Here is a 20,683-nt window from a genome sequence, read left to right on the forward strand (position 1 = left end):
TAAAAGAAAACACAAATAATAATAGTACTATGAAAAAGATTTTAATTTTATCAATTACTATATCGAGCCTATTACTCTCTTGCTCTTCCAATAACGAAATAGTTGACAACTCTATAGTTGGTAATTGGTATTTAAAATTTGTACACGATGAAACAGGAGAACTACCTATTCCCTATTGTAGAACTTTAACATTATTTTCTTTTAAGGAAGATAAAACATACAATGCTCAAATATACAATATGGGCGCATCTACTATTGATTGTGTTTTCACTGAAGAAATAACTGGTACATGGAAAGCTCTTGGCAATTCTTCATTTGAATTATCTAATAAAAATCACATAACTTTTAAAGGTAACTCTATAGAGCTTAGAGAAAATAAGAGTTCAACAAAATATCAAGTTTTACTACCTAACTAATCAAGTTTTTATCTTTAGACACTTAAATAACTTTTTTAGCTTTATACTTTACAACAAAATAGATTTTCATTCCTCCATATTGTATAGTACTAGTTAGGAGAAATGGTTTTCTTTAAGTTGATCTTTTCATTTTTCAACAATTTCTCTTACCCTTTTATCGACTGCTCAAACGGTATCCTATTTACAATACTTCTCCCAAGCGTCACCTCATCTGCATATTCTAACTCATCTCCTACCGAAATTCCTCTAGCAATGGTTGATGTAGTTACTCCGTATTTCTCTATCTGTTTGTAAATATAAAAGTTGGTGGTATCACCTTCCATAGTAGAACTCAACGCAAAAATCAGTTCTTTAATCTCGCCTTCTTTTACTTTTTCAACTAATGATTCAATTTGTAAGTTTTGAGGGCCAATTCCTTCAATAGGAGAAATCTTTCCCCCTAACACATGGTACAAACCTCTGTATTGTGCTGTGTTTTCAATCGCCATTACATCACGAATATCTTCTACCACACATACAATCTCAGCATTTCGCTTCGGATTACTACAAATATCACACAACACAGTATCTGAAATATTATGACACTTTTTACACGATTTTACATCATTTCGTAAATGTGTTAAAGCCTCCACTAAATACTTCGTGTTTTCTTTCGGCTGTTTCAATAAATGCAACACCAAACGAAGCGCAGTACGCTTACCAATACCTGGTAATCTGCTTACTTCATTTACTGCATTTTCTAATAATTTTGACGAAAAATCCATGTTGCGAATTTACAATTTTTCGATAAGGATTAAGTATCTTCGTAGCTTTAAAATTAAAACTTCAATTCACATGAATTCAGAGATAAGAAACCTAGAACCAAAAGCTGTTTGGAAAAATTTTGCCGACTTAAACGCTGTACCTCGTCCATCGAAAAAAGAGGAAAGAGTAATACAGTTCATGGTAGATTTCGGTAAAAAACTAAATCTTGAAACCATGGTTGATAAAGTTGGGAATGTAATTATTCGCAAGCCTGCTTCAGCTGGAATGGAAGACAGAAAAACAGTAGTTATGCAAAGCCATTTAGATATGGTACATCAAAAAAATGCAGATACTGTTTTTGATTTTGACACTGAAGGAATTAAAATGTTTGTAGATGGTGATTGGGTTAAAGCTGATGGAACTACTTTAGGAGCTGACAACGGTTTAGGTGTTGCTGCTATCATGGGAGTTTTAGAGTCCACTGATATTCCTCACCCAGCTATTGAAGCTTTATTTACCATTGATGAAGAAACGGGTATGACAGGTGCTATGGGACTTGAAGGTGGATTGTTAGAAGGTGAAATCTTATTAAACCTAGACACAGAAGAAGACGATGAAATAGGAATGGGATGTGCTGGTGGTGTAGATGTTACTGCTACTAGAAGTTATAGTGAAGAAACTACTCCTGAAAATACAATCGCTTATGAAATTTCTGTTACTGGACTAAATGGTGGTCACTCAGGAATGGACATCATTAAAGGTTTAGGAAACGCTAACAAAATTATGAACCGTTTATTATTTGATGGTTTTACAAACTTCGGATTACGTGTTTCGGAAATTAACGGAGGTAGCTTACGTAATGCTATTCCTCGTGAAAGCTTTTCAACTGTAGTTATTGATGCTGTTTCTAAAGAACCTTTCTTATTTGAAATTCATGAGCTTATCAACAACATCAAAGCTGAATTTTCAACACTAGAACCTAACCTAACTATTGAATTAAAAGAAGTTGACACTCCTGAAACTGTAATGGATTTAGGTGTTCAAGAAGGATTAATTAAAGCGGTTTACGCTGCTTTGAATGGCGTGTATCGTATGAGTCCAGATATTGAAGGATTAGTAGAAACTTCAAACAACATTGCCCGTATCATTGTAAAAGACGGAGCTATTAAAATTGGATGTTTAACTCGTTCTTCTTCTGAAACTAATAAATGGGATTTAGCAAACTCGTTACGTTCATCTTTTGAATTAGCTGGTTTTGACGTAGAGTTTTCTGGTTCGTATCCAGGATGGTTACCAAACGTAAATTCTGAAATTTTAAAAACTGTAACTAACTTATACGAAGAATTACACAACGAAAAACCTATTGTAGCTGCATGTCATGCTGGATTAGAATGTGGTATTTTAGGCCAAAACTACCCAGAAATGGATATGGTTTCTTTCGGTCCAAATATTAAAGGCGCACACTCACCTGATGAACGTGCGCAAATATCATCAACACAAAAATTCTGGAAATTTTTATTAGAAATTTTAAAGAATACTCCAGTTAAGAATTAAATACTTACACATAAACTTTAAAACCACAGCTTTTCAGTTGTGGTTTTTTGTTTACATTTATAAAATGAATTTTTTAGCGCACTTATACCTTTCTGAAAGCAATACAAATGTTATGATTGGTAATTTTATAGCAGATCACGTGAAAGGGAATAAATTTTCCCACTTTCATGAAGATATTCAAAAAGGGATTTTGCTACATCGCGAAATTGACACCTATACAGATGCGCATGAAATTGTTAGAATAAGTAAACGACGTTTACATGAACGTTACCGACACTATGATGGAGTTATTATTGACATTTTCTACGATCATTATCTAGCAAAAAACTGGAGAAATTACTCTCAAATCCCGCTAAACATTTATGTAAACTCTGTATATCAATTACTTCAAGACAATATTGATATTCTACCTGAGAAAACACAAGAAATACTCCCATATATGGTACAATATAATTGGTTGTATAATTACCAATTTGCCAAAGGAATTCAGGAAGTGCTAAACGGAATGAATAGACGTACTAACGGAAAGTCTAAAATGAATTTAGCTACTGGAGATTTGTTAGAAAATTATCAAATTTTCGAAAACGATTTCACTACTTTTTTTGAAGACCTTCGTGTATTCTCACATCAAAAATTAAAAGAACTAAGTTAATAACACATGAAAAAAGCATTCTTATTTTTTTTAACACTCACAGCATTATATAGCTGTAAAAAAGAAAAAGTTGTAGGTACAATTACCGAAAAAGCCATGGTAGTTTCCGCCCGTAAAGAAGCTTCACAAATTGGTTCGGATATTTTACAAAAAGGAGGAAATGCTTTCGACGCTATGGTAGCTACAGAATTAGCCTTAGCAGTAGCGTATCCTTATGCTGGTAATCTTGGTGGCGGTGGATTTATGGTTTATCGAAAAAATACAGGAGAAGTTGGCGCACTAGACTATCGTGAAAAAGCACCACTTGCTGCTCATAAAGACATGTATTTAGATAGCTTAGGAAACGTAATTAAAAATAAAAGCACTTTAGGAGCTATGGCAGTAGGAATCCCAGGAACAGTAGCTGGTGTTTTTGCCACACATAAAAAATTCGGATCATTACCTATTCAAGAAATTTTAAAACCAATCATAGCTTTAGCTAAAAAAGGAGTTGTTGTTACTCAAAAACAAGAAGACCGTATAAAAAAATATCAACATTACTTTTTAAAAGTAAATAAAGATTCTATTCTTTTTGACAAGCCTTGGAAAAAAGGAGACACTATCAAATATCCTGCTTTAGCAGCTACTTTGGAACGTATTGCAAAAAACGGTCGTGATGAGTTTTACAAAGGAGAAACCGCTAAACGCCTTGTTGATTTTATGCAAAACAATGGTGGAATTATGACCGAAGAAGATTTGGCAAAGTATGAAGCTAAATGGAGAACTCCGATCACTTTTACCTACGATGATTTACGAATCATTTCTATGTCTCCACCTGCTAGTGGGGGAATTTGTTTAGCACAAATAATGAATGGAATTGAACCATTTGATTTAGGTAAATACGGCCATAATTCAACAAAAGCTATGCAGGTAATTACTGAAGCAGAACGTAGAGCTTATGCAGATAGAAGTTTTTATTTAGGAGATCCTGATTTTATAAAGATCCCTATTAAGACACTCATCAGTAAAGAATACACAAAAAATCGAATGCTTGATTTTTCTTTTGAAAAAGCCACCTCTTCAACAGATGTTTCTCACGGAAATATTACAATGGTTGAAAGCGATGAAACCACCCACTACTCTATTGTTGATCAATTTGGAAATGCAATTTCTGCCACTACAACAATCAACGGTGCTTATGGTTCCAAGTTGTACTGCTCTGATTTAGGGTTCTTCCTAAACAATGAAATGGATGATTTTTCAAGCAAACCAGGCATACCAAACATGTTTGGTTTAGTTGGAGCTGAAGCTAATAAAATAGAACCTGAAAAACGCATGTTAAGCTCTATGACTCCTACCATTGTAGAGAAAAACGGAAACTTGTATATGGTTGTAGGAACCCCTGGAGGCTCAACCATCATCACATCTGTGTTACAAACCATTTTAAATGTACATGAATTTGACATGGGAATGCAAGAAGCAGTGAATCAACCACGTTTTCATCATCAATGGTTACCTGACGTGATTAAAATGGAGCCCACAGGTTTTGACAAAAAAGTCAAAAATAAACTACGACAACTCGGATATGAATTAGACGAAACCAACTCTCCTATAATTGGTAAAGTAGACGCTATCTTAGTGCTCCCAAATGGAAAATTAGAAGGCGGTGCTGATCCTCGTGGAGATGACAAAGCAGTTGGGTTTTAGTTTTTAACTTAAGCCTTTTTCGCTTAAGGTTTTAACAATTTTTTCACTCCCTTTAACAGTTAATTAAGTAGTTTTAAGGTTTAAAATTTCAACAAAGCATGAAAAAAATACTAACCTTACTTACTTTAGCTGTCTGCTATACTGGTTTTTCCCAAGGAACACGCCTTTTAAGGCAACCTACAATATCTAACTCTGAAGTCGTTTTTGTATATGCAAACGACTTATGGAAAGCTCCTATTCAAGGAGGAAATGCTATACGACTTACGAGCGATAAGGGCTATGAATCTAATCCGCATTTTTCTAATGATGGTACTATGATTGCATTTACTGCACAGTATGATGGAAATACTGATGTATATGTAATTCCTGCTACTGGCGGTGAACCTAAGCGATTAACCTACCACCCAAGTGGTGACTTTGTACAAGGTTGGACTCCTGATAACAAAATTTTATTTCGTTCATCTAGAGAAGGTAAACCAACTCAAACTAATAAATTCTATACTGTTTCATTAAAAGGAGGATTACCTCAAGCTGTAAAAGTTCCAAGAGCCGCCTATGGAGAATTTTCAAAAGATGGTAAATATCTCGCCTACACTCCTATTACAAGTTGGGATGCGGAATGGCGAAATTATCGCGGTGGTCAAGCAATGCCTATTTGGATTTTGAATATGCAAAATCAAAAACTAATAAAAACTCCTCAAAAAGATAAAGAAAGGCATTTAGATCCTGTTTGGTTCAACGGTAGTATTTACTACATTTCTGAAAGAGACTACACTAGTAATATTTGGTCATATAATTTAACAACGAAACAAGAAAAACAACTTACATTTCATAAAAAATTCGACGTAAAAAGTCTGGATGCTAATTCAAACGGGATTGTTTATGAACAAGGAGGATACATCCACTTTTTAAACCCTAGCACCTCAGCTACTAAGCAAATCCCCATAACAGTTCATGGTGATTTAAACTATGCAAGAACGCGTTGGATGGATGTAAAAGGAAGAAATTTAACGAACCCTAATATTTCTCCTAAAGGAAAAAGAGCCATTTTTGAATACCGCGGTGAAATTTTTACTGTTCCTAAAGAAAATGGTACTTGGAGAAACTTAACCAACTCTTCAGGTGTTGCTGACAGGTACCCTGTTTGGTCTCCAAAAGGAGATAAAGTAGCTTGGTTTTCTGACAAAAATGGAGAATACGAGTTAGTAATTGCCGACCAAAATGGAGATAATAAATCATATATTAAAATTCCTAATCCTACTTTTTATTTCAAACCTGATTGGTCTCCTAATGGAAAACATGTATCGTTTACCGATACGCATTTTAATATTTGGGTTTTGAATCTAGAAACCAAAAAAGCTGAAAAAGTAGCTACTGATAATTTTGCACACCCTAATAGAACCATGAACCCGAAATGGTCGCCTGATAGTGATTGGATTGCTTATGCTAAACAAAATAAAAATCATTTCAAGTCTATTTACGCATACCAAATCAGCACCAAAAAAACAGTTCAAATTACGGATCCTTTAGCAGATGCTATTTCACCGGTTTGGGATGCTTCAGGAAAATATATTTATACCTTGACCAGTACAAACTACGGATTAGCATCTGGGTGGCTAGACATGAGCTCTTACGACCCTTCAGTAACACGTAGTTTATATGCAATTGTTTTGAACAGTAAAGACAAAGCTCCTAACCTACCGAAAACTGACGAAGAAAAAGCTGAGAAAGAAAAGACAAATGAGGATGATAAAAACAAGAAAGAAAATGGCAAAAAACCATCAAAAGAAGCTGATAAAATAAAAGTTGTGATTGATGAAGAAGGTATTTTTAACAGAGCAATTGCCTTACAACTTCCTGCTAAAAACTACACAGCCTTATATAAAGCACCAAAAAATCATGTTTTCATAGCTGAAGCTATTCAAAACAAACCTGATGTAATTATCCATGACTATGATATTTCAAAAGAAAAAGCTACTGAATTTACTAAAGGAATTCGTTCAATAACAGTTTCAGAAGATAGAGAATCTGTATTACTATCAAATAAAGGAAGCTGGAGTATTGTAAGTAGTAAATCTCCAGCAAAACCTGGAAAAGGCTCAATAAAAACCAACTTAAAAATCAAAGTAGACCCTAAAGCTGAAGCCCATCAAATCTTTAAAGAAGGTTGGCGCTATATGAGAGATTTTTTATATGTTGACAATGTACACGGTGCACCATGGGACAAAATCTATCAATGGTATGCTCCATGGATTGATCATGTAAGACACAGAACCGACTTAAACTATGTTGTAGACATTATGAGCGGTGAAGTTGCTATTGGTCACTCATATGTTTACGGAGGAGATACTCCTAAAACTAACTACGTTCCTGTCGGGTTATTAGGTTGTGATTTTGAAGAGTCTAATGGTTTATATAAGTTTTCAAAAATATATAAAGGAGAGCGTTGGAACCCGACTATTAAAGCTCCTCTTGGACTTCCGGGTATCGATATTAAAGAAGGTGATTACCTACTAGAAATTAATGGCGTTACTGTGACTTCAAAGGACAATCCTTATAAGTTCTTAGAACAAACCGCTGGTAGAGAAATTTATATCAAAGTAAACTCTAAACCTACTCCTAAAGGAGCTAAAACTGTTTTAGTAAAACCAGTAGCTAACGAAAGAAATTTGCGTTCGATCAACTGGGTAGAAGAAAACAGAAGAAAAGTTGATAAACTATCTAACGGAAAATTAGCGTATGTATATGTTCCGAACACATCAAACAACGGATTCACTTCTTTTAATCGTTACTACTTTTCTCAACAAGATAAAAAAGGAGTTATCATAGATGAAAGAAATAATGGTGGTGGTAGTGCAGCTGACTATATGATTGATATTTTATCGAGAAAACCTTTTGGTTACTTTAATAGTAAAGCTAATAAAAGAAAACCATGGACAACTCCAATTGCTGGTATTTGGGGTCCAAAAGTGATGATTATTAATGAACGTGCTGGCTCTGGAGGAGACCTTTTTCCTTACATGTTTAAAGAAAGAAAAATAGGACCTTTAGTAGGAACTCGTACGTGGGGAGGTTTAGTAGGAACTTGGGATACACCTGCTTTTATTGATGGTGGTAGAATGGTTGCTCCTCGTGGTGGTTTTTTTGATTTAGATGGTAATTGGGCTGTTGAAGGTGAAGGTGTAGCTCCTGATTTCGAAATACACCAAGAGCCAAGTAAAGTTTTAAAAGGAAAAGACCCTCAGCTCGAAAAGGCTGTTGATGAAGCTTTACGCTTACTAAAAACTAATGAATTCATTCCTAAACCTGAGCCTGCTCCACCTGTTCGATGGAAAAGACCCTACGGGTATTAAAAGAAATATAAATAAAGAAGATGGCTATTTGCCATCCTCTTTATTTAGTATATGTAACGTGAATAATAGATAAAAAGTTCCAAATATAGCTTCGAATTAAATTCTGAAAGAATTTTATATTGAGAAGTCTTTTGGGGTAAACAGAAATTTTATTCTCTATTTTCCTTTCAATAAAATTATTTCCAAGCACCTAAAACAAGTTTCAATTTTGTAGTGCCTTTTGGATAAGCTCCCGGAAATTCTGAAGGAACCTGAGGTTGTACTTGATTGGAATTCCCTACTGGATTTTCATCATAAGCAAAGCCATAAGCCTTTGCCATGACATCTCCTCTTGCAGATTGTACACTATTTTTAGGTAATGAAAAAATGTTTATTCCGTTTACTTTGGCTGTATGCATAAAATACGAAAATAAATTTTGCGGTTCACCACTAGGATACCAATTGGTTTCTACTCCCCAATTCTTAGTCGTATGACCTTTTGAAGAAGTATCTGTAAATATTTTAACGGCCACTCCTCTATTTAAAGCTGTACTTATTTGGTTTTCGAGTCCGTTTACCACAATTTGAAGATTTTCATCATTAGGATACCTAAATGGACCGTCTGCAAACAAGCCAATTCCGGCAAAAGTCATTTGCCCTGAAGAATAATAATAGTTGGTTGGTGCTTTTGCAAACTTATACTGTAGATTGGGAGATGTACATGTTGCTTTTGTATTAACATTCACAGATACAATTCCTTTACTGGTTGTATTTATTTTTGTTATTACAGTTGTTCCTTCTACTACGCAACCATTAGAACTTACATACATACCAACGGTAAGTCCTGTCTCTAAAGGCAGTGGTGTTTCAAATAATAATGTTCCTTTTGCTATACTGCCCATAATGGGGTTTCTGGTATTTGACGTTGAATCAAAATATGAAACTACTGAGAATCCTACGGGATTAAACACGTGTAACGTGGTAGCTCCTACACTTGTAAACTCTAATGCTTCATGTGTATTAGACGTTTTCGGAAATGTTTTTAATACTGGTTTTACATCGTAATAAGCTTGGAATTTATTATCTCCATTCTGCCATATATTCATTTTTAGAGTAGCATCTGTAAACAATTTGTTTAACGCTTCATCAAACATCGTTTCTAAAGCACTTGCATTATTCTCTAAATATAAACCAGGATTTAGTAAGGCCGTTAAATCAGGATTAACTACATGATATAAATTATCATACGCTTTATTAGCCTTAACATTGGCCATAAAAGGTTTGTAAGCATTTGTAACATCTGCTGCAGTTATTCCTTTTGACACCCCTATTCTATCCAGCTCTTTGCCATTTTTATCTTCAGCAATAATTGACAGGGGAAAGAAAAAACCATCTACCATTGAAACGTCAATATACAATCCTTGATTTGCTTCAAATGTTGGTTCAATATAGCTGTATGGTGGAAAATCAGTTTGAGGAGGGTTATTAACTTGTAATACAGACGCTCCACTTTCTGAAAAAGGAAACCCTAAATTCCTATTAGACGTCTTACTGGCATTATCATTATACGTTTTAGAGGTATCTGCTATAAAGAAAAATATTCTGGCTCCCACTACAGGATTTTTATTACTTACTTTTATAGAGGTAATTTCTTTTCCTAATTCGTATGATTCTATATACCCTTCTTTTGAAGTAATGGTTGTAAATTCCCCCTGTAATGTAGCAGGATTTACCGTTAACATTTTTTGAGAGTTTGTAGTATACCCCAAAACATATACTTTGTATTTTTTTGACAATCCTGTTGAATCTTTCAGCGAAATAGAGTATGAACCCTTTGGCGCATTGCTTGAATAAATAAACTTTGAATTATTATTGATAATTGAATATACACCTTGTACCTGTACTTGCACTCCAACCTTTCCTGATATATGAGGTGGATTTTTTACCGTAATTATGGTATCATTTACGGTTAGCGGAGGGTTACCTGCTTGATCAAATTTAACATAGGTTGCGCCCGACAAATAGTTCCCTTTAATAGTTATAATTTCATTTCCTTTTACAGAGGATGAATCTGGGCTTATAGACGTAATCTCTGGTAATTTATACTCAAAAAATTTTGGTGTTGTAGCACTATTTCCGTTTACAATTACCGTTACTTTTACAGATTTTGGTGAGCTTACCGCTGGACTTTTTACTATTATTTTAGTGTTTGAAACCACTTTTATATCATTAAGTGGTACTCCAACTGCCCCAAAAAGAACGGTCGGTTTGGTTGTAAAACCAGTCCTTTTTATAGTTACTACTGTATTCCCCGTTAAAGAACCTGAGCTAGGACTTATATGAGTAATGGTTTGAGCAGGTAATTCATATACCATCATTATTAACATACTAATTGCAAGTATGGCTTTCTTAGTTGTTTTCATGTTTTATAAAATTTGGTAGTATATCAGCTTTAAATTTTATTTAATATTTGACTTATCCTAAGGTTATTAGTGAATCTAATTTAAAAACTTGTAAGTCACTTTTCATTTAAAAAACCATAAGTGTGTTTAAAACTGGCAAGAAAGTTCCTTTTATATTCGTAAAGTGATTCGTTTCAATAAAAAGAATAAAAATTTCCTCTAGGGATAATTACCAAGTCAATAAATATTTAGCTTCATAATCATTCTTTGTTGCATTATAACCATAAACTCCCCAATGTTGCTCAAAAAAACCGGCATCAGTTGGCTTCTTATCTTCATCATACATTTCAAAAATAAAACAAGGAATTTTTACATTGGAATTCCGTGGTGTACCATTGCCACTTTTACAATGATTGATTAAGTTTTGATTAAACATTTGTGCATTTGCTTTTGTTGCTGTAGTGTAAGTGGCACTTGGTCCTGTTGGCCATCCTGCTTCACCAATAACAATAGGTAAGCTTCCATATCCATTATTTCCTAATGCTACATATAACGCATCATACATTGCATCAAAAATATTTTTATATGTATAACTTCCATCATGAACCCAATGCTTTTCACCTGCAGTAAACAGACAATAATCTAAATGAACATTATTCGGCTGATTTTTTTGAGTAATAAATGGATATACATTAACCATAAACACTGAATTATCTGCTTTTAAAATAGCACAAACGTCTAAAATTGTGTCTTTCAAGCTACCATTAAAAGCTCCCGCTGAAGGTGGATATGAACTTCCCATAATAGCATAATTAAAAGGAACAGTTACTTTGGTAGTAAGTCCTTTCTTTGCAATAGCACTTTTAATATTTTTTAAAGCACTTACAAGATCTCCAGTAAACTCATTTCCCCACCAACTTCCTAGAGGTTCATTTCCTACACATATCATTGGAATGGTAGTTGAATAATCTGATAATACTTTTATAATGGCATTTATAGTAGTTGTATCATTATTAGCACAGGCTTTTAAATCTCCATTAGGAATATCAACTAAAACTTGTAATCCTTCCTTAGCAAAAGCACTAATACAATCTGTCTGATTGTAGGTAAACATCTTAACCGTTTTAACACCCGTTGCTTTTATTTGCGCGGCTGCTTTTGTTGCACTTACTTGTTTTCCTGTACTTTGAAAGGTATTACTAAAGTTAACACCTATAGTTGAATTAAATATTAAATTTTTCATGATGGGTTAGTTTTTATAATAAATAATAGTTTGAATATTAAAGTTATAATACCGTCTGCAACCATTAAAAAAAACTTCTATAAGCGTAAGTATAAGAGGTAAGGATGTTCATTTACAAACTTTCATTACTGCTATTAATATACATCAGTCCTAATATATACTATGTAACTTAAAGGTAATTTATACACAACCTATTACTTTTTTACTCATATACTATCTTATTCATAATTTTTACTATATAAATCCCCTATTTTTCTAATCTTATTAACTAATTTTGAAAAAACATCACTCCTTTTTGAAAGTCCTAGAAACTCACTTCGTAAAAGTTATTGAAACCCCAATTCGACTACAAGAATATGCTGTCGGAATTTTTAAAACCACCTCTACTAAATCTAGTCTAAAAAAAGCCATTAAAAAGGGGGTAGTAAAGGTCAATGGTAAAACAGCTACAACAGCTTTACACATTAATGAAGGAGACACTATTGAGTTATTTCAATTAGAAGAAAAAGCTCAAAAAAAACATTTCAATTTTACTTTAGAAGTTCTTTTTGAAGATGATTACTTAGCTATTATTTATAAGCCAGCAGGAATCTTAGTTAGCGGAAATTCTTTTGCTACAATTGATAATGCTCTCATGCAAAACTTACAAAAAAGTACTTCTCCTAATACTACTCGCCCTCGACCTGTACACCGATTAGATTATCCTACAAGTGGACTATTACTAATAGGAAAAACAACTGAAAGTATTATTGTTTTGAACCAACTATTTGAAAAAAAGGAGATTCAAAAAACATATCATGCAATCTGTATCGGTAAAATGGAGAGGAACGGAGAAATTAACTTCCCTATTGATGATAAAAAGGCTTCTACTTCTTTTGAAGTCATACAGTCAATTGAATCTCCTCGGTTTGCTTTCTTGAACCTGGTTAAATTACAACCTAAAACAGGAAGAAAACATCAACTACGCAAACATTTATTTAGTATTGGAAATCCTATTTTAGGTGATAAAGAATACTTTCTAGAAAACAAGGTTTTGAAAGGGAAAGGATTATTTCTGCATGCATCTACACTTACTTTTACACATCCTTTTAGTGATAAAAAAATCACTATCACAAAAGAACTTCCTAAAAAATTCAAAAAAATATTCCCATAAAAAGTCTCCTTTAAAACATCTATCTTTGCCGCATGCGAATAGATATTATTACGGTAGAACCCGACTTAATAAAGAGCCCATTTGAAAACTCAATGATGAAAAGGGCTATTGATAAAGGACTCGCTGAAGTTCATTTTCATAACCTACGAGAATATGGTTTTGGTAATTATCGTCAAATAGACGACTACCAATTTGGTGGAGGTGCTGGAATGGTTTTAATGATTGAGCCCATTGCAAAATGTATTGAAAAGTTACAATCTGAAAGAACGTATGATGAAATCATATACATGACTCCTGATGCAAAAACCCTAAATCAAGCTACAGCAAATACCCTTTCTTTAAAAGAAAATATAATTATTCTAACAGGACATTACAAAGGTGTAGATCAACGTGTACGTGATAAATATGTAACCAAAGAAATTTCTATTGGTGATTATGTGCTAACTGGTGGAGAATTGGCTGCAGCAGTTTTATGTGATGCTGTCATTCGTTTAATTCCTGGAGTTTTGGGTGATGAAACTTCTGCTTTAACCGATAGTTTTCAGGACAACTTACTATCACCTCCTGTATATACAAGACCTTCAGAATATGAAGGAATGAAGGTTCCTGAAGTATTACTATCAGGTAATTTTCCTAAAATTGAAGAGTGGCGCTCAGAACAAGCATACAAAAGAACAAAAGAAATACGTCCAGATTTATTAGATTAACTAGTAATCAGTGATTTATTTATTTTTTTTATCAAAAGAAAAGTTCTAAATTTGCAGCCACAAAATCAACCTCTGACGAAAATCGTGAATGTTGCTTTTATACAACCATAAATAACAAGAAAATGGATTTAGTAAAATTTGTTCAAGACGAATTTGTAACAAAAAACGAATTACCAGAATTCGCAGCTGGAGATACTATTACAGTATACTACGAAATTAGAGAAGGAGATAAAGTTCGTACTCAGTTCTTTAGAGGAGTTGTTATCCAAAAAAGAGGAAGTGGAGCTTCTGAAACATTTACTATTAGAAAAATGTCTGGTACTGTAGGTGTTGAACGTATCTTCCCTATTAACTTACCAACTATCCAAAAGATTGAGATCAATAAAAAAGGTAAAGTACGTAGAGCACGTATTTACTACTTTAGAGGTCTTACTGGTAAAAAAGCAAAAATTAAAGAAAGAAGACGCTAGAAGCTTCTTTTCAAAAGAAATTAAAAACACCATGATTTTCATGGTGTTTTTTTTATTCACATTTGTTAATAAAACACCACACCTAACTTGTTGATAACAAAACACCTAAAACACTTAAAAAGAGATATTTATTTCTTATATTTGGGAAAGAGTTTACAAAGTAAGTGACGTCAGAATTATAGTTAGCTGTATTAATCACTAAAAGTAAACCTTTAAAGTAACGTTCTTTATATATTTTGTTTTTAAACGTAATTAGGCTAAATATGATCATCATAATTTTTGATTAATTGTAAGTTATTAATAATTTATAGTTTTCTAGTTATAAGTTTATAAGTATTATTGGTTTAAATTTAGCTGAACTAACCTGTTTAAAAACATCGAAACTTTTATTTTATAGGTGACATAATTTATAAGGTAAAGTTTCTTTTGAAGTAGTAATGTAGCTTTCTCTAAGGAAAAAGCATAAACACTGTTTATTTGATAATGTAGTAATACAGATTAGTACCTCTTACTATTTCGAGAAAGCCATATCAATTACAAGAAATTGTTTGATATGGCTTTTATTTTTAATAACAAATTCTCTATTCCACCTTCTTAAATTATCATATTCACAACAAAACACCCTAATTAATAATAATTTACTATCAAAAAACTCAACCGTAATTCTTAAATTTGCGTCACTTCAAAATATAATTTAATTTATTACTTATAAATATGAATAAGACTGCTAAAATTATGTACACAAAAACGGATGAAGCTCCAGCATTAGCTACTCGTTCGTTTTTACCAATCGTAAAAGCTTTTACAAAATCATCTAACATAGAAGTAGAAACCAAAGATATTTCTCTTGCTGGTCGTATTCTTGCTAATTTTTCAGACTTTTTACCTAAAGAACAACAAGTTGAAGATGCTTTAGCTTTTTTAGGAGATTTAGCAAAAAGGCCAGAAGCTAACATTATTAAACTTCCTAACATCTCTGCTTCTGTTCCTCAGTTAAAAGCCGCAATAAAAGAACTACAAGCTTTAGGTTATGCATTACCTGATTACCCAGAAGAAGCTACCACCGATGAAGAAAAAGCAGTTTTAGCACGTTATAATAAAGTAAAAGGTTCTGCAGTAAATCCTGTTTTACGTGAAGGTAACTCTGATCGTAGAGCTCCAAAAGCTGTAAAAAACTACGCAAAAAAGAATCCTCACTCAATGGGAGCTTGGAGTTCAAACTCTAAAACTCATGTTTCTACAATGACAGAAGGAGATTTTGCACACAGTGAAAAATCAGTTACTGTACCTAATGCAACTGATGTACAGATTGTACATACAGATGCTAATGGAAACAAGACTGTTTTAAAAGAAAAAACCTCTTTATTAGCTAAAGAAGTAATTGACGCTTCTGTAATGAGTAAAAAAGCATTACTAGCTTTTTTAGAAGAGCAAATTAAAGATGCTAAAGATAAAGGAGTCTTATTTTCTTTACATATGAAAGCTACCATGATGAAGGTTTCAGATCCTATCATTTTCGGACATGCTGTTCGTGTTTTCTTTAAAGATTTATTTGCTAAACACAGTGAAACTTTCAAAGAAATTGGTATAGATGTAAATAACGGATTTGGTAATTTAGTAAGCAATCTTGAAGAACTATCTGCTGATAAAAAAGCGGAAATCTTAGCTGATATCGAAACTATTTATGCCAACAATCCTGATGTAGCAATGGTAAACTCTGATAAAGGAATTACCAACCTACATGTTCCTTCTGATGTAATTATTGATGCTTCTATGCCAGCAATGATTCGTACTTCTGGACAAATGTGGAATAAAGAAGGAAAACAGCAAGATACTAAAGCTGTGATTCCTGATAGTTCTTATGCTGGTTTATACCAAGAAACTATCGATTTCTGTAAAAAGAATGGTGCTTTCGACCCTACTACAATGGGAACTGTGCCTAACGTAGGCTTAATGGCTCAAAAAGCAGAAGAATATGGTTCTCACGATAAAACTTTTGAAATCGATGCTGATGGAAAAGTTGAAGTTATCGATGCTAACGGAACTACCTTATTAGAGCATACTGTTGAAGCTGGTGATATTTGGAGAATGTGTCAAACAAAAGACGCTCCTATTCAAGACTGGGTGAAGTTAGCTGTTACTCGAGCAAGAGCTACAGGAGTTCCTGCTGTTTTCTGGTTAGGTAAAGAAAGAGCACATGATGCTGAGGTTATCAAAAAAGTAGAAAAATACTTACAAGACCACGATACTACAGGTTTAGAAATTAAAATCTTGTCTCAAGTAGAAGCTACCAAATATACTTTAGAAAGAGTTAAAGAAGGAAAAGATACTATTTCTGTGACTGGAAATGTATTACGTGACTACCTAACTGACTTATTCCCTATTTTAGAATTAGGGACTTCAGCTAAAATGTTATCTATCGTTCCATTAATGAACGGTGGTGGGTTATTTGAAACGGGTGCTGGTGGATCTGCTCCTAAACATGTTCAACAATTAGTTGAAGAAAACCACTTAAGATGGGATTCATTAGGAGAGTTTTTAGCGTTAGCTGTCTCATTAGAACACCTAGGTGACACAAATAACAATAATAAAGCAAAAATATTAGCTGAAACTTTAGATGATGCTACTGATACCTTATTAGAAAACAAAAAAGGTCCTTCTAGAAAAACTGGAGAATTAGATAACAGAGGTTCTCATTTTTATTTAGCTATGTATTGGGCACAAGCTTTAGCTTCTCAAGACAAGGATGCTGATTTAAAATCTCAATTTGCTCCTATAGCTGAGAAAATGGCTACAAATGAAGCTACAATTGTAGAAGAGTTAAATTCTGTACAAGGTAAAGCGGTTAACATTGGTGGGTATTATGAACCAAATGATGATTTAGTTAATGCAGTAATGCGACCAAGTAAAACTCTTAACGATATTTTACAAAGCATATAATTAGTTAGTTATATAAAACTCAAAAGCAGGTGATAAATCACCTGCTTTTTTTATTAAAAAAAGTGAACCAAACAAATTATTAAACAATAATGTCCCCCGAATTACTATTTAATCCCTCGTAACATTGTTTGGCTTACAGTTAAGACACAACAAAATTATAATTGTCACATTCTAATTTCTTAAAACTTTTAATTAGTAAATTTGAAGCATGAAGTTTATTAAAACAACCGAGCAAGACTCTAACTACAATGATTTAGAAAAAATGAGTATTTCTGAATTATTGTTTAACATAAATAAAGAAGATAAAACAGTTCCTTTAGCTGTAGAAAAAGCACTTCCACAAATAGAAATGCTTACGGAACAAATTGTTTTAAAGTTAAAGGAAGGTGGACGATTGTTTTATATTGGTGCTGGTACCAGTGGTAGATTAGGTATTGTAGATGCAAGTGAATGTCCTCCTACTTTTGGTGTCCCTCATGAATTAGTTGTTGGACTAATCGCTGGTGGTGATTATGCTATTAGAAAAGCTGTTGAATTCGCTGAAGATTCAACAAATCAAGGATGGAAAGATTTACAAGAGCATGAGATATCATCAAAAGATGTTGTGGTTGGAATTGCTGCGTCTGGTACTACTCCTTATGTTATTTCTGCCTTAGAAGAATGTAATAATAACGGTATTATTACAGGTTGTATAACCTGCAACCAGGGAAGTCCCTTAGCATTAACTGCTCAATTTCCTATTGAAGTTGTTGTAGGTCCTGAATTTGTAACTGGAAGCTCTAGAATGAAAGCTGGTACAGCACAGAAACTAGTATTAAATATGCTTTCTACAGCTTGTATGATTCAATTAGGAAGAGTCAAAGGAAATAAAATGGTAGACATGCAACTATCTAACAACAAACTAGTAGATAGAGGTGAAAAAATGTTAGCTTCTGAATTAAATATCGACCAAAAAACAGCTAGCGAACTATTAAAAAAATATGGAAGTGTTCGTGAAGCAATAAAAAACTTTACCAATGAATAAACCTACTACTATGGAAACTGGTATAAAAAAGCTTTTAGTTTTTTTAGGATTATTAATCGTTTCTCCTTTAGTATTAAGTATTGCTTTTAAAGCTTTACGCGCTTTTAAAGACGCTCCCAAAGTTTTTATTGCATATGGGCTACTTGTAGTTGGTGTTTTATTAATACTATTTACCGTATATTATGGCTTTAAAACGTTTAAAACCATATTAGACCACCTTTTCAGTAAATAACTTTTGATTAAAAACAATTCCATAAAAAAAATAACTGATTGGGAGCATTGGCCATCCGCTATGTTTTACCTCCCTAATCTTCCTTATGCTTTTTATTTAGCTTTCAAGGCTAAACACTTCGCCTTTTTTAGCGCTGCTAATCCGTGTATAAAAAGTTCTGGGAATGGTACCGAAAGTAAGTACGAAACAATTTTATTAGTTCCTGAAAAACATAGACCTAAATCAGTTTTAGTTAAACCAAACACTAATTTTAAAATTGTTTGTAAAGAAATTCATGAACAAAAAATTAATTTTCCTTTAATTGCAAAACCTGATGTTGGTTTTCGAGGTTTATTAGTTGAAAAAATAGCTACAAAAGAAGCCTTAAAAAGCTATCTTGATAAATATTCTATTAATATTATTATTCAAGAGTTTTTAGACTATAAAAATGAGTGCGGTATATTTTACCATAGGAACCCAAAAGATGATTCTGGAAAAATTTCTTCATTAACTTTAAAACGCTTTTTATCTGTTACAGGAGACGGAATATCTACATTAAAAGAACTAATTTTAGCTGATGAAAGAGCTAAATTATATGTAGATTTATTTTCTAAAATTCACCAAGATAAACTTACAGAAATCCCTGTTAAAAATAAGGTTATTAAACTTACGGCAGTTGGCAATCACTCCAAAGGCACACAGTTTATTAATGGTAATCATTTGATAAGTGATAAACTAACTGACACCTTTGACACACTAAGTAAATCAATCCCCGGTTGGTACTATGGACGAATTGATTTAAAGTACAATACTTTTGAGGAGTTAGAAGAAGGAATCAACTTTAAAATACTAGAAATCAATGGTATTATAGCTGAACCTACTCATATCTACGATTCGCAAAATTACACCTATTTAAAAGCCTTGAAAGCAATAAGAACACATTGGAAGTCGCTCTTTAATATTGCTATTACAAACCATAAAAATTTTAACACTCCATACAAAGATTCTTTGAGCTTTCTTAATGAAATTATTTTATTGAAAAAGTATACAAAAAAAATTAAACGCCTTTCTAAATAGAAATTCTTTTCTATATTTGTGCGCGAATACATGTTCATGTATTGTTAAGAATCCCCCCGAGTCTTAAACCAATTAACTACTCAACTGAATGGAAAGAAGATTACTTTTTTCTTTACTTCTTTTTTGTGCAATAATTCCAACTTTCTCTCAAGTTAAAGTTGGAGAAAATCCCTCTTCCATACATTCAAACTCTATTTTAGAATTAGAAAGTTCAGACAAGGTTTTGGTTATTAGTAGAATGACAGACGCACAAATGAATGCTATTCAACCTCTACATGGTGCCTTAGTTTACAATACTGATCAAAACTGTGTTTTTATGTACGATGGAACTGCATGGATAAGCCTATGTGGAGATTCAGGGAACACAAGAGAATCAATTAAAGTAACTACTTCTTCTTCTCCACCATCTGACAATAATATAGGTGATTTTTGGATTAACGATACTCTAAATAACTCCACCAGTATTTGGGATGGAACCAATTGGATTTCTATAGACAACAATCCAAGAAGAGGTAGTGGCCCACCTAATGCAACTACTGCCCCCAACCCTATTCCAGGAGATCTATATATAGACAGTTCTACAGGATTTGTATATGCATATAATGGAACTACTTGGATAAATTCGAATACGAGTACATCCAACGGTAGTTTATACACTGCTAGCAATGGGATATCTATTTCCAGATTTAACTTTCAATTAGGCGGCACCTTAATTAAGCCTACATTAATAGAGGCTGATGCCACAAATACATTGGCTATTACTGGACTACAAAATGGAGATATTGATACCGATGATATCGTTACAGTTAATCGAGCTACAGGAGTATTGCGAAGAGTTCCAGCATCAAATCTACTAAGAGAAGAAGTTACAGAAATTACAGCTACAGATGGACAAGTAACCTTTACTGGTCTTACGCTATACACAACTGATAAAATTAACGTATACAGAAACGGAGTTAGAATAGACTTTACAGTTGATAACGCAACAACAATTACCATAGAACCTGATGCTATGTGCTATGCAGGTGATGAAATACGAATAGTTCAATTATATTAATAAATAACCAATAAA

At 33.2% G+C, this 20,683-nt stretch carries 16 protein-coding genes; 13 read left to right on the forward strand and 3 right to left on the reverse strand.

The annotated features are described in order from the left end of the window. The first annotated feature begins 29 nt into the window (after positions 1 to 29). Entirely contained in the window at positions 30 to 416 is a 387-nt protein-coding gene (locus ACKTTR_RS10590; protein ID WP_408027811.1) for a lipocalin family protein, read from the forward strand. A 146-nt stretch (positions 417 to 562) separates the two neighbouring features. On the opposite strand, the gene recR is transcribed toward ACKTTR_RS10590, so the two are convergent. Beyond that, positions 563 to 1,180: a recombination mediator RecR gene (gene recR, locus ACKTTR_RS10595; RefSeq protein WP_408027812.1), complete on the reverse strand. Its 618-nt coding sequence runs from the start codon at positions 1,178 to 1,180 to the stop codon at positions 563 to 565. 70 nt (positions 1,181 to 1,250) lie between these two features. On the opposite strand from recR, the gene ACKTTR_RS10600 reads away from it, so the two are divergent. From ACKTTR_RS10600 to ACKTTR_RS10615, 4 genes are all read left to right on the forward strand, one after another. Then, on the forward strand, positions 1,251 to 2,714 hold the full coding sequence (locus tag ACKTTR_RS10600) for an aminoacyl-histidine dipeptidase (RefSeq protein WP_408027813.1): 1,464 nt from the start codon (positions 1,251 to 1,253) through the stop codon (positions 2,712 to 2,714). A 64-nt stretch (positions 2,715 to 2,778) separates the two neighbouring features. Continuing rightward, positions 2,779 to 3,366 carry an acyl carrier protein phosphodiesterase gene (locus ACKTTR_RS10605; RefSeq protein ID WP_408027814.1) on the forward strand — a complete coding sequence of 196 codons (588 nt, stop codon included), beginning with the start codon at positions 2,779 to 2,781 and terminating at the stop codon, positions 3,364 to 3,366. Positions 3,367 to 3,372: 6 nt separating this feature from the next. Beyond that, positions 3,373 to 5,052 carry a gamma-glutamyltransferase gene (gene ggt / locus ACKTTR_RS10610; RefSeq protein WP_408027815.1) on the forward strand — a complete coding sequence of 560 codons (1,680 nt, stop codon included), beginning with the start codon at positions 3,373 to 3,375 and terminating at the stop codon, positions 5,050 to 5,052. 98 nt (positions 5,053 to 5,150) lie between these two features. After that, positions 5,151 to 8,405, forward strand: coding sequence for a S41 family peptidase (locus tag ACKTTR_RS10615; protein WP_408027816.1), 3,255 nt, complete (start codon positions 5,151 to 5,153; stop codon positions 8,403 to 8,405). Positions 8,406 to 8,581: 176 nt separating this feature from the next. Here ACKTTR_RS10615 and ACKTTR_RS10620 read toward each other — a convergent pair whose 3' ends face one another. Together ACKTTR_RS10620 and ACKTTR_RS10625 are read right to left on the reverse strand one after the other, a co-directional pair. Continuing rightward, entirely contained in the window at positions 8,582 to 10,807 is a 2,226-nt protein-coding gene (locus ACKTTR_RS10620) for an IPT/TIG domain-containing protein (RefSeq protein WP_408027817.1), read from the reverse strand. 208 nt (positions 10,808 to 11,015) lie between these two features. Continuing rightward, entirely contained in the window at positions 11,016 to 12,029 is a 1,014-nt protein-coding gene (locus tag ACKTTR_RS10625; RefSeq protein WP_408027818.1) for a glycosyl hydrolase family 17 protein, read from the reverse strand. Between the two features lie 295 nt (positions 12,030 to 12,324). Here ACKTTR_RS10625 and ACKTTR_RS10630 point away from each other — a divergent pair, with 295 nt between their 5' ends. The 8 genes from ACKTTR_RS10630 (at position 12,325) to ACKTTR_RS10665 (ending at position 20,668) form a co-directional block, all read left to right on the forward strand. Beyond that, positions 12,325 to 13,182: an RluA family pseudouridine synthase gene (locus ACKTTR_RS10630; RefSeq protein WP_408027819.1), complete on the forward strand. Its 858-nt coding sequence runs from the start codon at positions 12,325 to 12,327 to the stop codon at positions 13,180 to 13,182. Between the two features lie 32 nt (positions 13,183 to 13,214). Then, the gene (gene trmD / locus ACKTTR_RS10635) at positions 13,215 to 13,889 is read left to right on the forward strand and encodes a tRNA (guanosine(37)-N1)-methyltransferase TrmD (RefSeq protein WP_073183128.1); all 675 of its coding nucleotides are present in this window, start codon (positions 13,215 to 13,217) and stop codon (positions 13,887 to 13,889) included. Between the two features lie 122 nt (positions 13,890 to 14,011). Next, positions 14,012 to 14,359, forward strand: coding sequence for a 50S ribosomal protein L19 (gene rplS, locus ACKTTR_RS10640; RefSeq protein WP_408027820.1), 348 nt, complete (start codon positions 14,012 to 14,014; stop codon positions 14,357 to 14,359). Between the two features lie 714 nt (positions 14,360 to 15,073). Then, a complete protein-coding gene (locus ACKTTR_RS10645; protein ID WP_408027821.1) occupies positions 15,074 to 17,299 on the forward strand; it encodes an NADP-dependent isocitrate dehydrogenase in 2,226 nt (741 codons plus the stop codon). A 208-nt stretch (positions 17,300 to 17,507) separates the two neighbouring features. Beyond that, positions 17,508 to 18,323, forward strand: coding sequence for an N-acetylmuramic acid 6-phosphate etherase (gene murQ, locus ACKTTR_RS10650; RefSeq protein ID WP_408027822.1), 816 nt, complete (start codon positions 17,508 to 17,510; stop codon positions 18,321 to 18,323). After that, a complete protein-coding gene (locus tag ACKTTR_RS10655; RefSeq protein WP_408027823.1) occupies positions 18,316 to 18,555 on the forward strand; it encodes a DUF6095 family protein in 240 nt (79 codons plus the stop codon). Before murQ ends, ACKTTR_RS10655 begins: the two co-directional genes overlap by 8 nt. Before the next feature lie 3 nt (positions 18,556 to 18,558). Continuing rightward, positions 18,559 to 19,611: an ATP-grasp domain-containing protein gene (locus ACKTTR_RS10660; protein WP_408027824.1), complete on the forward strand. Its 1,053-nt coding sequence runs from the start codon at positions 18,559 to 18,561 to the stop codon at positions 19,609 to 19,611. Positions 19,612 to 19,699: 88 nt separating this feature from the next. Continuing rightward, a complete protein-coding gene (locus ACKTTR_RS10665) occupies positions 19,700 to 20,668 on the forward strand; it encodes a hypothetical protein (protein WP_408027825.1) in 969 nt (322 codons plus the stop codon). Positions 20,669 to 20,683: the final 15 nt, after the last annotated feature.

The organism is Tenacibaculum litoreum (assembly GCF_964513915.1).
GTDB classification, from domain to species: Bacteria; Bacteroidota; Bacteroidia; order Flavobacteriales; family Flavobacteriaceae; genus Polaribacter; species Polaribacter litoreum.

Bases quoted from the DNA above. Each gene is read 5' to 3' on its own strand.
- ACKTTR_RS10605 (WP_408027814.1), top strand. From the start codon at position 2,779: ATGAATTTTTTAGCGCACTTATACCTTTCTGAAAGCAATACAAATGTT.
- ACKTTR_RS10620 (WP_408027817.1), bottom strand. From the start codon at position 10,807: ATGAAAACAACTAAGAAAGCCATACTTGCAATTAGTATGTTAATAATG.
- rplS (WP_408027820.1), top strand. From the start codon at position 14,012: ATGGATTTAGTAAAATTTGTTCAAGACGAATTTGTAACAAAAAACGAA.
- ACKTTR_RS10615 (WP_408027816.1), top strand. From the start codon at position 5,151: ATGAAAAAAATACTAACCTTACTTACTTTAGCTGTCTGCTATACTGGT.
- ACKTTR_RS10645 (WP_408027821.1), top strand. From the start codon at position 15,074: ATGAATAAGACTGCTAAAATTATGTACACAAAAACGGATGAAGCTCCA.
- ggt (WP_408027815.1), top strand. From the start codon at position 3,373: ATGAAAAAAGCATTCTTATTTTTTTTAACACTCACAGCATTATATAGC.
- ACKTTR_RS10655 (WP_408027823.1), top strand. From the start codon at position 18,316: ATGAATAAACCTACTACTATGGAAACTGGTATAAAAAAGCTTTTAGTT.
- ACKTTR_RS10600 (WP_408027813.1), top strand. From the start codon at position 1,251: ATGAATTCAGAGATAAGAAACCTAGAACCAAAAGCTGTTTGGAAAAAT.
- ACKTTR_RS10625 (WP_408027818.1), bottom strand. From the start codon at position 12,029: ATGAAAAATTTAATATTTAATTCAACTATAGGTGTTAACTTTAGTAAT.
- trmD (WP_073183128.1), top strand. From the start codon at position 13,215: ATGCGAATAGATATTATTACGGTAGAACCCGACTTAATAAAGAGCCCA.
- ACKTTR_RS10590 (WP_408027811.1), top strand. From the start codon at position 30: ATGAAAAAGATTTTAATTTTATCAATTACTATATCGAGCCTATTACTC.
- murQ (WP_408027822.1), top strand. From the start codon at position 17,508: ATGAAGTTTATTAAAACAACCGAGCAAGACTCTAACTACAATGATTTA.
- recR (WP_408027812.1), bottom strand. From the start codon at position 1,180: ATGGATTTTTCGTCAAAATTATTAGAAAATGCAGTAAATGAAGTAAGC.
- ACKTTR_RS10665 (WP_408027825.1), top strand. From the start codon at position 19,700: ATGGAAAGAAGATTACTTTTTTCTTTACTTCTTTTTTGTGCAATAATT.